Here is a 13,258-nt window from a genome sequence, read left to right as displayed (position 1 = left end):
TGGACAAAAGCCCTGCAACCTCAAGAAGGAAATGCCCTACATCACCTTGGGAACCTACTTTCCAGCTGCAAAAATTTGAAACGCAATCCTTGTCAGTTTCAAGGCAAGAACAACCTGAACAACCCACCCCCAAGCGCCCCGCCATTAGAGATCTCGATCCGCCCGCGTACCCCGCCGCTTTCATGCAGTGCCGCGATCCGCGCCGCAAAATACAGGCCTAGACCAGTACTGCCGCTGGTCGAGTCGATACCCTGAATGAATTCCTCCTGGCGTTCGAGCATCCGCTGTGGATAACCCGGGCCGTCATCGTTGACGCAAATGGCCAACTGGTTGTCTGCCTCTTCGATGGTGATCAGCAAGGCATGCGCGGCGAAGCGGGTGGCGTTGGTGATCACGTTGGCGATCACCGAGGCCACCAGCTCGCGGTCGAAGAAGCCCAGCGGGTTGTCGGTGTCGATGCGCCAGGTGGCAAGGATGTCCTTGTGCTTGAGCACTTCCTCGTGTGCCGCCAGCTGGGCTTCGATGAAATCGTCCAGTTCGTGGTAGTCCGGGCACACCGGCAACTGGTTCACGCCCAGTTTGTACAACCCCAGCAACTGCACCAGCATGCCGTTGAGGTGGCGAAACTCATGCTCCATCACCCCTTGCTCGGCACCACCGCGCAGTTCCTCGGGCAAGCGCTGCATCCACTGGTTGTGGGACTGGATCAGCGCCGACAGGGAGTTCTTCAGGTCGTGCACGGTGGAGGCGATCACCGTGGAAAAATCCAGCCCCAGGTTGTCTTGATTCATGCGCCGAACACTCGGATGTGCAGTTTGCGGTAGCGGTCGTAGCGGTTGTCGCTGGCGGGGATGCCGGCCACGCTGGTCAGGGCGTCGCGGCACTCCTGCATGATCGCGGGCTGAGGGTTGTCTCCGCCGATGCGCAGCAGCGCCTGGGCAGTGTTGAGGGCGATGCTGATGTTCTTCGGCTGCAAACCCAGCGCCTTGCGGAACAGCTGCAATGCCTCGCCGAGCTGCCCTCCCTGGTAACTGCGCACACCCTGGCGATTGAGGGTGACAGCTTCGGTAATGGCGTTGAGCACGCTGGGGTCGTCCGTCAGCTTGCCGACCCTCTCCATGACCTTGGGGTCGTCGCCATAACTTTCCACACAGCTCTTCAGCACGCCGATGGCAGCAGCTTCCTGCCCCATGGCCTGCAACTGCACGGCAACGGTCAGAGCCGAATCGACCGAGAAGAACTGGTTCATCTTGTCCAGACGCTGGATCGCCTGTTCGGTCAGCTTTGCAGCCGTTTCGGGATCGCCGGCCTGCTGCAGGCTGGCGGCCTTCATCATGCGGGCACGCACCTGCAGGCCTTGGTCCTCGGGGTTTTCCTTGGCCACTTCGCTGAGTGTGCTGTTGATCTCGACCCGTGTGCGCGCATCCAGGCCAAAACCGGCATTCCTGCTCATCAGCGCCTGCACCAGGCCCAGGTTGTTCTCGGCGTCCTTGTAGCGCGAGCTCTGGCCCTGATTCACCGCATGGCGAAATGCCTTCGAGGCACTCTCGAAGTCTTCGTTTTCCAACGCCAGCTTGCCCAGCGTCGACTGCCGGCGCACCGACAGCGGCGACAGGCGCACGGCTTCTTCAAGCATGTTCTGCGCACGCCTGGTTTCGCCTTGGGCCACCAGCACCTCGGCCATGCCATCGTACAGGCCCGGCATGATCGGGAAGGCCTTGAGCGCCTGCTCGTACACGCCCTGGGCCTGGGCATTCTGGCCACGCTTGTGCATCAGGCTGCCCAACGCCGAGTAGGCCCATGGCTGCGGGCGGCTGGCCAGGATGGCCTTGAGGAACTTCTCCAGTTCCTCGAAGCGGTTGAGGTTGCGCAAGGCATCTGCCCGATAGCGCAGGCACAGCGGGGCCAGGCGTGGGTCGCGCTTGCACAGCTCGGCGCAGGCAGCCAGCACTTCGGCCGGGCGATTGCGGTCCAGGGCCTGCAGGATCGGCTTGAGCAGGGTCTTGCGCTGGTACAGTTTCTCGACACGCTGGGCCAGGCCAACTCGGTTGAACGGCTTGGTCAAATAGGCATCAGGCTCGTGCTCGATGGCGCTGAGGACAATGGCCTGGCTGCTCTCGGCCGTGACCATGATGAATATGCACTCATGGCTGATGTGCTTGTCGAGGATAAGGTCTTCGAGCACCTGCTGGCCGTTCTTCTTGCCGTCGCCCAGGTGGAAGTCCTGCAGGATGACGTCATAGCGCTTTTGCGCGCACATGCGCAGCGCCTGCTCGCCGCTGTCGGCGGTGTCCACATCACGCACGCCCAGTTCGCGCAGCATGGAACGGGTCGACGTACGAAAGTCGGTAAAGTCGTCGACGATCAGAAAGCTCTTTTGCCCGTACTGCAGCATCAACACGACCTGCCTTGGAATGATTGAAAAATCGCGCGAGGCGATGCCACCGATAGCTGTATCGGCAGCTGGTCGGGAAAGATGAGGGTAGAGCACTGGCGGCCACGAGCCACGGCCTCGAGCCATCACTTCAACGAGCAAGACCTTGCTGGGCCAATATCACACCAGCAGCCCCAGGGACTTGGCCTTCGCCACCGCCTGGGTACGCCGTTCCACCCCCAGCTTGCTGTTGATATGGCTGGCGTGGGTTTTCACCGTGTGCAGGGAAATGAACAACCGCTCGCTGATCTGCTGGTTGGAACAACCCTGGGCAATCAGCTCGAGCACGGCCAACTCGCGGCTACTCAGGGCTTCGCCGCTGCCGATGCTGGCGCTTGGTATCTGCGGCAGGCGCTTGAGCAACTCGGCCTGCACCGGGCAGGCGGCAACTGCCTGGAGCTGTTCGAGAAGCCACTGCGGGTGCTGCTCCAGCAAAGGCTGGAACGGTTGCAGCACGCCGCCATGGGCTGCCGCCAGCAACCGTGGCAACAACTGGGTGGCCTGCTCTTCCCGACCTTCGCCCAGCAACAAGCCAAGCCACTGGCACAGGGCACTGACGCTGAGCATCATGCCGCCACTGGCCTGGCCGCGCTCGACCAGACCTGCCAGCCGTTGCGCCGCATCCGCGCTACGCGACTGGATACGCTCGAGGGATGCCTGCTGCAAGGCGATGTGCAACGGCAGCAACGGGTGGAACTCCGGGGCCGCCGCCGGTTGCTCGCCGCCATAGGTCTGACCCAGGCGCAGCAGCCAGGACTCGGCCAGGTCGATGCGCCCCTGGGCCAACCACAACTCGCATTTGACCAGGGTGATCATCGCCAGATAGTAGACCGGCGGTACATCCCAGATGTGCATCAGCCGCTCGGCCTCGGCCAGTTCGGCAAAGGCCTCGGCAAAGTGCCCTTCTCGGCCATCGAGCGTGGCGATCACACAGTGGCCGATGAGCACACTGATATCACGGCAGGCCCGCGCCTCGCCCAGCCCAGCACGTAAACGGGCACGACCCTGGGACGGCTGCAGACGCGACACCAGCAGGTAGCCCTCGTAAAGCGTCAGGCGGGCGCGCACGGCATAAAGCCGCTGTGCTGACAGCCCTTGCAGGCGCTGCAACCCCTGGCGTACTTCGTCCAGCGCGCGCAACACCTCGCCACGGGCATGCAGCACCCGCGCCCGGTCGTAATGGGCCAGGGCCTCGAACAATGGGTTGCCGACACGCTGGGCCAACTCCAGCGCCTCGCGGTTCCAGCCGCGGGCCCGCCAGAAATCGCCATCGGCAATCGCCAGGTTGGACAGCGTCGACAGGCACACCAGGCGTTGGCCATAACGCTTGCTCGGCAAACTCTGCAGCGCTTCACCGCAATAAGCCAGGGTGCGCTCGCGATCACCACGGCCACGGGCGATAACACCACTCAGCGCCAGCCACTGGGCCAGCATGGACTTTTGCGCGGTTGCCGAAGGCGCGGGCAGGAAACGGCTGAGATAACCCGCCAGGTCCTCGGCCGCGTCCAACTGGCACGCCAGGCCCAACGCCCAGCTGTACAGCACGATCAGCCGCGGCGTGCTGATAAGCAGGCTGTCGGGCAGGTCCATCTTCCAGCGCAGCAACATGCCGACGTTCTGTTCGGCCAGCAGTTGCTCCTCGGACAGGCTCTGCACCAGGTCGGCAGCGACATCGAGGTAACCGGCGCGCAGGGCCTGCTCCACCGCTTCGTCCAGCAGGCCCTGGCTTTCGAACCAGCGGCAGGCTCGCAACTGCAGGTCGGCCAGCGGCTCGCTGGCCTGGCGGCTGCGCAACAGGTCGGAGAACAGGTGGTGATAGCGGAACCAGTGGCCATGCTCGTCCAGCGGCACCAGGAACACCTGGTGCGCCTGCAAGAAACGCAGGATCGCGGCACTGTCGTGGCGGCCGCGTACGGCATCGCACAGCGGGGCGCAGAAACGTTCCTGGCAGGCCGTTTCGTAAAGGAAGGCCTGCACATCGGCGGGCAGCATGTCGATGACTTCTTCCAGCAGATAGTCACGGATCAGGCCCTCGCCGCCATGCAAGGCCTGGGGCAAGGCCTGCTCGTCAGCGGACTCGCTTGCCGCCAGCTGCCAGAAACGCAACCCGGCCACCCAACCGTCGCTGCGCTGGATCAGGTTGTCCAGAGCCTGGCCACGCAGCCCGTTGGGTTGGCGGCCGATCACCGCCAGTGATTCTTCGGCGGTCAGGCGCAAGTCCTGTTCGTTGAGTTCGACCAGGTGCCGCGACAGGCGCAGGCGCGCCAGGTGCCAATCCGGGCGTTGGCGGCTGGTGACCAGCAGCACCAGGCCGGGGGGCAGGTGATTGAGGAAGAACTGCAGGCAGCGGTCGAGTACCGGCCCCTGGGCCAGGTGATAGTCGTCCAGCACCAGCAACAAGGGAGTATCGGCTTGCAGGTACAGCGCCAGCTCGTCGAGCAGGCCGTCGAGCCATTCCTCGAAGGCGAACGGCTGGTGGCGCTGGCGCATTTTCAGCAGACCCATGGCCTGGCCGCCCAGCGCCGGGCAATACTGCTGCAGGCCTTCGAGCAGGCGTTCGAGGAATCGGCCAGGGTCGGCATCCCGTTGGCTCAGGCCCAGCCACAGGCTACGCCAGTGCTCGGGCAGCGCTTCGCAAAATTCGATGGCAAGGGAGCTTTTGCCGAACCCTGCCGGGGCATTGACCAGTAACAACCGCCCGCCGAGACCGGCTTGCAGCCGCTGGCACAGGCGCAGGCGCGGCACATGGCCGTCCGGCAAGGGCGGCCGGAAGAAACGCCCGTCCAGCAGGCCCAGGGCCTGGCTGGTGAATCCATGCGTACGGGACAGATCTGTCATGGCCGGCTCGTTCTGGTTGGAAGACTACGGCGGTATGGATGCTTGCGAGACTAGCGGGTAACGCTACGTATTTGAAGATGATGGGCGCAATTCCACTGGAAAAGACTGCGACAAAAAGCAACGTAGCTGATGGACAGCGACTGGGGCGGGGGTTTGGAGAGGTATTCACCAGCTTTATTGCTGTACCGGCCTCTTCGCGGGTGAACCCGCTCCTACAGGCATTGCGCAGGTTTCAAGCCCAGTGCAGTACCTGTGGGAGCGGGTTCACCCGCGAAGGGGCCGGTACAGGAAAATGAAACGCCCCGGACAAGCCGGGGCGCTCCGAGGTTGCGCGATACTTAGCGAATACCCGACTGGCGCAGTGCCGCTGGCTGGAAGTCAGCCTTGCTGGCACTGAAGCCGAAGTCGTAGGCGCGCTTCTCTTCGTTCTTCATGCCCAAGGCCAGGTAACGGCCCGACTGCAGGTCATAGATGGCCTCCAGGGTGTACCACGGCACTTCCACGTTGTAGTACGGCTGAGCATGTGCCTCGGACACGCGCCACAGTTGGCCACGGCCGTCGTACTGGTCAATCACCGCAGCCTGCCAGGTGTCCTCGTCGATGTAGAAGTCACGCTTGGCATAGATGTGCCGCTGGCCCGGCTTGAGGGTGGCGACCACGTGCCATACACGGCGCAGCTCGTAACGGGCCAGGTCCTGGTTGATGTGCCCGGCCTTGATGATGTCGGTGTACTTGAGCTTGGGGTCGTCGAGCTTGAAGGCGTTGGACGCGATGTACATCTCCTTCTTGCCCTCCAGCTTCCAGTCATAGCGGTCTGGCGCACCGTTGAACATGTCCAGGTTGTCGGAGGTGCGCAAACCGTCGGCGGCGGTACCCGGGCCGTCGTACGACACTTGTGGTGCCTGGCGTACGCGGCGCTGACCGGCGTTGTAGATCCACGCCTTGCGTGGTTCCTTCACCTGGTCGAGGGTTTCGTGCACCAGCAGCACGGTACCGGCCAGGCGCGCAGGCGCGGTCACTTCCTGCTTGAAGTAGAACAGGATGTTGCCCGGGTTGTTCGGGTCGTAATCCTTCATTCTTTCGCGGAAGACGAACTGGTCGGAGAAGTATACCGGGTTGAAAGAGCCGTTCTGCTGGGGCGTTGCCTGGGTCACCAGACGGCTGACGCTACCGCCCCGGTAGCGGGTGATGTGGTTCCAGATCACCTCCAGGCCGCTTTTCGGGATCGGGAACGGTACAGCCGTGCGGAAGTTGTTCAAGCCGTTGCCGCCCTCCACCAGGGTGGTCTTGGTGGCGTTTTCCTTGATGGCGGCGAACACGTCTGCCGGTACCGTGGAACCGCGATGGGTCTTGAATACCGGGATCTTGAAGGTGTCCGGGTAGCGCTTGAGCATGGCCAGCTGGCCCGGCGAGAGCTTGTCCTTGTACTGGTCGGCATTCTGCGCCGTGATGGTGAACAGCGGCTTTTCACTGCCGTACGGGTCGGACAGGAAGCCCTTGCCGTCGACGCTGCCCGCGCTCTTGGACAGCGGTTCCCACGGGCCGATCGAGCCATCGGCGTTGCCAGCCTTTTCGGCGCCCATCGGGGTCAAGGTACTGCCCAGCTTGGCCGCCTCGTCGGCGGATACTGCAGCCATGACGCTGGTCGCCAGCAGGGACAGGCCCAGCACACCGGCTTGCAGCAGACTTCTGGTCTTGTTCATGTCGTGTCGTCCTGGATCTGAATGCTTAGAAGTTCACGCCGAAGCTGAGCGCGACGAAGTCGCGGTCATCCACGGTGGTGTACTTGCCATCGAAGAAATTGGTGTACGACAGGCTCGCCGTGTAGGTGTTCTGGTACTCGGCGTCCAGGCCCAGGCTGACGGCCTTGCGGCCTTCCTCGAAGTTGGCGCCAGGGCCCGGCGAATAGCCGGAGACGTCATGCGACCAGGCCACGCTGGGTTTCAGGTTGACCCCGGCAAAGACATCGTTGTAGTCCCAGATGACTCGGGCGCGGTAACCCCAGGAAGTGCTGGTGGTAAAGCCATCGTTCTCGCAGTTGCGGCTCAGGTTGGCGGTGGAGGCACCGGCACCAGCGCCTGCGATGGTGCTGGCATTCAGGGCCTGACAGGTGTTTGCCCCACCGGTGGATGGCAGCGGGCCTGGACCAAACACTGGATCGCGACCGTAGCGGGTATCGTGGGCGCTCTCCAGGCCGCCCACATGGGTGACACCCAGCTCGCCCACCACGGTCATGCGGCTGGCGCCCATTACCTGGTCGAAGAAATGCGTGAGGGTGGTCTGGAACTGAGTGATCTCCTTGCGGCGATACCCGTGCAAGTCCTGCCCCGGCGTACCGGTCAGCAGCGAAGCGTTGCTCAAGGCACCGCCAATGGGGCGGACCCCGGCGAACAGGATATCCGTGGTATTCAGTTGCACCGGTGCGTTGGGGCGGTAGCTGAGTTCGCCGCTCCAGGCGGTCCCGGTGGGCAACGTGGTAGAGAAGCTCAAGCCATAAAGGCGGATGTCCTCGGGGTATTCGACGAAGTACTCGGAGTTACCTGCCACGATCAGCGGTGCCAATGCGCGCAGCTGTGCAGGCAATGCGCTCAGGCCGGCGAACACTGAAGGCGCGGCCCCGGTAGCACTGAAGATTGGCGCACGGCTGTGGTAGTTCATGAAGTAGGCGCCAAACTCGGTGTCCAGCGGCTCGAACATGTAGCGCATTGCCACGCCAAACTGGCCGCTGTCACGCGCATCGCGGTCGGCGCCGCGGCGCACCATCACCCCTTCCTCATTGATGTCCACGCCACGGGTGGCAAGGAATTGCTGCGCCGCCCCCGGCACTGTGCGACTGCTGTTGAGCACGCGCAGGTTGTCGGTACAGCCGTCGGCAATGATGTCTGGCTGGGAGAAGAAGGTGCCGCAGTTGTCGACGACCGTCTGGTCCCATTCGATCTGGTAGAAAGCCTCCGCCGACAGGTTGTCGGTCAGGCTCTGCGAAATGTAGAACATGTTGACCGGAATCAGGCCTTCCTTAATCTCGGCCCCCGGGCGGCGGAACGCCGACACGTCGATCGGGTTGATCGAGTTGATGCCGCCACCGATGAAGGTACTTTCACCCCAGCTCACCACCTGCTTGCCCAAGCGCACCGAGCCTGGCTGATCGCCGATGGAGTAGTTGTGGTAGACGAATGCGTCGAGCAGTTCGGCACCGGACGATTTGGCGCCTTCCTTGCGGTTGGAGTCGCTGATGTCCTTGAACTCGCGGCCTTCGTCCTTCAGTTCGAAGTCGTACCAGTACTTGCCGCGGACGAACACGCCGGTGTCGCCGTACTTGAGCTCCAGGTCATGGATACCCTTGAAGATCTTGGAGAAGGTTTCGCCCTTCTTGAAGTTCAGGTGGCCATCGTCGGATGTCTGCGACAGGCCCTTGCCGCCGTTGTTCACCCCGATCAGGTTCTTGTTGGGGTTGGCCGTCGACCAGCTGGCGCCGATGGAGAGCGACGAGTCGAACTGGCCTTCGATTTCACCAATGTTGAAACTGACAGCGAAAGCAGGACTTGCGAGCGTGGAAGCAAGGCTGACGGCCAGGGGCAACTTGGCCCGGCGCCAGAACAGGTTTGCAGATTTCATCGACGCTACTCCATGTACTTTTTTTGTTATGGCAGTGAGTCCTTTCAAGAACGGCCCGAGCGACCGGTTTGCAGGCTTGCGCCCGCGGCGACACGGCTTGCGCATGTCGCCTCCCCCATTCCTGAAAATCCCCTGGCCCCGACTATAGCCAGCAAGGCACAGGCGCTTGATCCCTCTAAAGTGTGATTTGCGCTCCGTGCGGCCAACTCGCTGCCATGTTGCACCGGCTGCGCGCTGGCAGTGCTAAAGGATGGCGTATTTCTGCCGTTTGGCAAGGTTCCACCCCTCTAGCGTGCGGGTCGCGCGCTGCAGTACGCGACCCGCATGGCGGTTACAGCGTGGAGAGGAACGCGCTGTTGCTAGCCTGCCACTGGACGATGTCCTGGCGGATGCGTTTCTTGTCGAGCTTGCCGACACTGGTCTTGGGAATTTCGGTAACAACGGCGATCTGGCTTGGAATCGCCCACTTGTTGATGTGCCCTTGCTCGACGAACGGCTTGAGGTGTTCCTTCAGCGCCTTGGCGTCGATGACCTGGTCTTCGCGCACCACAAGCAGGGCAAACGGGCGTTCACCCCACTGCGGGTCGGCCACCCCTACCACCGCCACTTCGCGCACGGCCGGGTGACGGCTGATCAGGTCTTCGAGGTCGAGCGAGGAAATCCACTCGCCACCGGTCTTGATCACATCCTTGATACGGTCGCGGATGTCGATATAGCCCATGCCGTCGAGCGTGGCGACATCACCAGTGTGCAACCAGCCGCCCTGCCACAGCTCCTCGCTTTTTTCCGGTTCCTTGAAGTAGCCCATGGTCAGCCATGGCGCACGCAGCACCAGCTCGCCCTGGGTTTCACCGTCGGCGGGCAGGAAGTTGCCGTCGCCGTCGACGATGGCCGCCTCCACCAGCGGCACCGGCACGCCGGCCTTGATGCGGTAGGTGACGCGCTCATCCTCGCTGCCGGCCTGCAGTTCGTCGTTCAGGTGGGCGGCGGAAATCAGCGGGCAGGTCTCGGACATGCCATACGCAGCGGTCAGCTGGATGCCGCGTGCCAGGGCGGCCTGGTACAACGAGCGGTTGAGTGCGCTGCCACCGATAATGATCTTCCAGCCGCCGAAGTCCTGACCTTGGGAGGTCGGGCAGTTGAGCAGCATCTGCAGGATGGTCGGCACGCAATGGGAGAAGGTGACCTTCTCTTCGCGCCACAGTTTGACCAGCATGTCCGGCTCGTAGCGCCCCGGATACACCTGCTTCATGCCCAGCATGGTGGCGGCGTAGGGAATGCCCCAGGCGTGCACATGGAACATCGGCGTGATGGGCATGTACACGTCGTTGCTGCCCAGCAGGCGCACGCTGTCGATGCTGCCAGTCACCGAAGCTTCGGCCAGGGTGTGCAGCACCAGTTGCCGATGAGTGAAGTACACACCCTTGGGGTTGCCGGTGGTGCCAGTGGTGTAGAAGGTGGTGGCCACCGAGTTCTCGTCGAAGTCCGGGAAGTCGTAGCGCGGGCTGGCAGCGGCCAGCAGTTGCTCGTACTCGCCCACCAGGTTGGGCAGCTCGGCTGTCTTTTCCGGGCCGTCGGTCAGCAGCAGGGTCTTGTCGACCGTGGTCAGTTGCCCGGCGATGGCCTGGTACAAGCCGACGAAGTCACTGTTGACCAGCACCACGCGGTCTTCGGCGTGGTTCATGGTGTAGAGAATCTGCTCGGGCGACAGGCGCACGTTGATGGTGTGCACCACCGCACCGATCATCGGGATGGCGAACATGCATTCCAGGTAGCGGTGGCTGTCCCAGTCCATCACCGCCACGGTGTCACCGGCCTTTACCCCGGCTTCGGTCAGCACGTTGGCCAGGCGCGCGATGCGCTCGTTGAGCTGGGGATAGGTCAGCCGCATCTGGTCTCGGTAGACGATTTCGCGGGTCTTTTCATAGCGGCTGCCAGACATCAGCAGTCGCTTGATCAGCAGGGGGTAGGCGTAGGCGCCCTCGGCGGGCTTGATGATGCGGGTCTGCAACATGGGTATCCCTTTTCTGGAAAGCGGGCCGGACAAGTCTGGGAACTACTGTAGTTCGCCAATGTGACGGCTAAATCAGCCGAAGGAATGATTTGCGTGATGAAGGTATGAGTGGTGGGCGTTGACGGGCGGCAAGGTTGAACTAGACACTGCGCCGGCAGCTTCAGGTTATGTGGTGAAGCTGATGGCCTATTCGCGGGTAAACCCGCTCCCACAGGTATTGCACCATTGCAAAGGCTGGTGCAGTACCTGTGGGAGCGGGTTTACCCGCGAATGGCCGCGACACCGAAATCCCGCCCAGCCTCGGAGAACTTCATGCCCAGCCCGCGTCGCGCCGTGTTTCTCGATCACCAGTCCCTGGACCTGGGCGATCTCGACCTCTCGCCCCTGAAGCAGCAGTTCGACGAGTTCGAACTGTTCGCCGCCACCCGTCCTGAGCAGGTCGCCGAACGCCTTCAGGGCGCGGTAGCGGTGGTCAGCAACAAGGTCATGCTCGACGCCGCGACCCTGGCCGCCAACCCGCAACTGAAGCTGATCCTGGTGGCCGCCACCGGCACCAACAACGTCGACCTGGCAGCCGCGCGCGCCCAGGGCATCACCGTGTGCAACTGCCAGGGCTACGGCACACCGTCCGTCGCCCAGCACACCCTCGCCCTGCTACTGGCACTGGCCACCCGCCTGTGCGACTACAACCAGGCGGTAGCCGACGGCCAGTGGGCCAAGGCCAGCCAGTTCTGCCTGCTGGACTTCCCCATCGTCGAGCTGGAGGGCAAGACCCTTGGCTTGCTCGGCCACGGTGAACTGGGCGGCGCGGTGGCGCGACTGGCCGAAGCCTTCGGCATGCGCGTGCTCAGCGGGCAGATCCCCGGCCGCCCGGAACGCGCCGACCGGTTGCCGCTGGACGAGTTGCTGCCGCAAGTCGACGCCCTGACCCTGCACTGCCCGCTGAACGAGCACACCCGACACATGCTCGGGGCCCGCGAACTGGCCTTGCTCAAGCCAAACGCACTGGTGGTCAACACCGCCCGCGGCGGCCTGATCGACGAGCAAGCGCTGGCCGACGCCCTGCGCAGTGGCCACCTGGGTGGCGCCGCCACCGACGTGCTGAGTGTGGAGCCGCCGGTCAACGGCAACCCGCTGCTCGAAGCCGGCATCCCGCGCCTGATCATCACCCCGCACAGCGCCTGGGGCGCGGTAGAGTCGCGCCAGCGTATCGTCGGCCAGCTCAGCGAGAACGCCCAGGCCTTCTTCGCCGGGCAGCCACGCCGCGTGGTTAGCTGAGCCCGACGCCCGCCTCTGCTAAACTGCGCCACTTTTTTCCAGGAGGCGTCGTCCATGGACCCGCGCAGTGAAGTGTTGCTCCGCCAGGCAGAGCTGTTCCAGGGCCCGCTGCTGCTCGCCGGCGCCCCCGCCGACGGCCTGCTTGGCCAGTTGCCCCAGGCCCAAGCCTGGAGCTGGCATGCGGGCGACCAGGCCATGCTCGAAACCCGCTTCGCCGGCCGCAGCCACTATGCAGTGGAGCCCCCTGAAGTGACTTTCGACAGCGCCGTGCTGTTCCTGCCCAAGTCCCGCGAACTGGCCGCCTACCTGCTCAACGCCCTAGCCTCGCGCCTGGCGGGCCGCGAGCTGTACCTGGTCGGCGAGAAACGTGGTGGCATCGAGGGTGCGGCCAAGCAGCTGCAGGCCTTTGGCAAGCCGCGCAAGCTCGACAGCGCCCGCCATTGCCAGCTGTGGCAGGTGACCATCGAGCACGCGCCAGAGGCCAAGCCCCTGGAAAGCCTGGCCGAACGCTTTGAGCTCAGCCTGGAAGACGGCCCTCTGCAAGTGGTCAGCCTGCCCGGTGTGTTCAGCCATGGCCGCCTCGATCGCGGTACCGCCCTGCTGCTCAAGCACCTCGATGGCCTGCCGAGCGGGCATGTGCTGGACTTCGGCTGCGGTGCCGGGGTGCTGGGCGCCACGGTCAAACGCCGTTATCCACAGAACCGGGTGACCCTGCTGGACGTGGATGCCTTCGCCGTGGCCGCCAGCCGCCTGACCTTGGCCGCCAATGGTCTGGAGGGCGAAGTGATCAGCGGCGACGGCATCGACGCGGCGCCGACCGAGCTGAGCCTGATCCTGAGCAACCCGCCGTTCCACACCGGGGTGCACACCAACTACCAGGCATCGGAAAACTTGCTGAAAAAATCAGCCGTTCATCTGCGAAAAGGTGGCGAAATGCGCCTGGTTGCCAACAGCTTCCTGCGCTACCAGCCACTGATCGAAGGGGCGCTGGGCAACTGCCAGGTACGCGACGAGGCGGACGGTTTCCGCATCTACCAGGCAACACACGGATAAAAACAGCGCTTGCCGAAAGCGTTTTG

At 63.5% G+C, this 13,258-nt stretch carries 8 protein-coding genes; 2 read left to right on the top strand and 6 right to left on the bottom strand.

All coding sequences use genetic code 11. From position 1 onward, the window contains the following. Positions 1-98 precede the first annotated feature (98 nt). The 6 genes from E5221_RS04490 to E5221_RS04465 all read right to left on the bottom strand — a co-directional run bounded on the left by E5221_RS04490 (position 99) and on the right by E5221_RS04465 (position 10,901). The gene (locus E5221_RS04490; RefSeq protein WP_061552006.1) at positions 99-791 is read right to left on the bottom strand and encodes a HAMP domain-containing sensor histidine kinase; all 693 of its coding nucleotides are present in this window, start codon (positions 789-791) and stop codon (positions 99-101) included. Then, positions 788-2,395, bottom strand: coding sequence for a tetratricopeptide repeat-containing response regulator (locus E5221_RS04485; protein WP_015268960.1), 1,608 nt, complete (start codon positions 2,393-2,395; stop codon positions 788-790). Before E5221_RS04485 ends, E5221_RS04490 begins: the two co-directional genes overlap by 4 nt. Before the next feature lie 159 nt (positions 2,396-2,554). Then, positions 2,555-5,272, bottom strand: coding sequence for a LuxR C-terminal-related transcriptional regulator (locus E5221_RS04480; protein ID WP_247846907.1), 2,718 nt, complete (start codon positions 5,270-5,272; stop codon positions 2,555-2,557). 338 nt (positions 5,273-5,610) lie between these two features. Further along, a complete protein-coding gene (locus tag E5221_RS04475; RefSeq protein WP_247846906.1) occupies positions 5,611-6,975 on the bottom strand; it encodes a DUF1329 domain-containing protein in 1,365 nt (454 codons plus the stop codon). 25 nt (positions 6,976-7,000) lie between these two features. Continuing rightward, the gene (locus tag E5221_RS04470; RefSeq protein WP_039613806.1) at positions 7,001-8,887 is read right to left on the bottom strand and encodes a DUF1302 domain-containing protein; all 1,887 of its coding nucleotides are present in this window, start codon (positions 8,885-8,887) and stop codon (positions 7,001-7,003) included. 331 nt (positions 8,888-9,218) lie between these two features. Further along, positions 9,219-10,901, bottom strand: a complete 1,683-nt coding sequence (locus tag E5221_RS04465) for a fatty acid--CoA ligase (RefSeq protein ID WP_047594605.1) — start codon at positions 10,899-10,901, stop codon at positions 9,219-9,221. 312 nt (positions 10,902-11,213) lie between these two features. Here E5221_RS04465 and E5221_RS04460 point away from each other — a divergent pair, with 312 nt between their 5' ends. Both E5221_RS04460 and E5221_RS04455 read left to right on the top strand, forming a co-directional pair. Then, complete coding sequence (locus E5221_RS04460; protein ID WP_061552003.1) at positions 11,214-12,179, top strand: 2-hydroxyacid dehydrogenase; 966 nt, start codon at positions 11,214-11,216, stop codon at positions 12,177-12,179. A 54-nt stretch (positions 12,180-12,233) separates the two neighbouring features. Next, positions 12,234-13,232: a class I SAM-dependent methyltransferase gene (locus tag E5221_RS04455; protein ID WP_061552002.1), complete on the top strand. Its 999-nt coding sequence runs from the start codon at positions 12,234-12,236 to the stop codon at positions 13,230-13,232. Positions 13,233-13,258: the final 26 nt, after the last annotated feature.

This window comes from Pseudomonas sp. A2 (genome assembly GCF_023100865.1).
GTDB classification, from domain to species: Bacteria; Pseudomonadota; Gammaproteobacteria; order Pseudomonadales; family Pseudomonadaceae; genus Aquipseudomonas; species Aquipseudomonas asiatica.
The sequence above is the reverse complement of the archived record's forward strand: the minus strand, read 5'-3'. Positions and strand labels throughout refer to the sequence as shown.

Bases quoted from the DNA above. Each gene is read 5' to 3' on its own strand.
- E5221_RS04490 (WP_061552006.1), bottom strand. From the start codon at position 791: ATGAATCAAGACAACCTGGGGCTGGATTTTTCCACGGTGATCGCCTCC.
- E5221_RS04485 (WP_015268960.1), bottom strand. From the start codon at position 2,395: ATGCTGCAGTACGGGCAAAAGAGCTTTCTGATCGTCGACGACTTTACC.
- E5221_RS04480 (WP_247846907.1), bottom strand. From the start codon at position 5,272: ATGACAGATCTGTCCCGTACGCATGGATTCACCAGCCAGGCCCTGGGC.
- E5221_RS04475 (WP_247846906.1), bottom strand. From the start codon at position 6,975: ATGAACAAGACCAGAAGTCTGCTGCAAGCCGGTGTGCTGGGCCTGTCC.
- E5221_RS04470 (WP_039613806.1), bottom strand. From the start codon at position 8,887: ATGAAATCTGCAAACCTGTTCTGGCGCCGGGCCAAGTTGCCCCTGGCC.
- E5221_RS04465 (WP_047594605.1), bottom strand. From the start codon at position 10,901: ATGTTGCAGACCCGCATCATCAAGCCCGCCGAGGGCGCCTACGCCTAC.
- E5221_RS04460 (WP_061552003.1), top strand. From the start codon at position 11,214: ATGCCCAGCCCGCGTCGCGCCGTGTTTCTCGATCACCAGTCCCTGGAC.
- E5221_RS04455 (WP_061552002.1), top strand. From the start codon at position 12,234: ATGGACCCGCGCAGTGAAGTGTTGCTCCGCCAGGCAGAGCTGTTCCAG.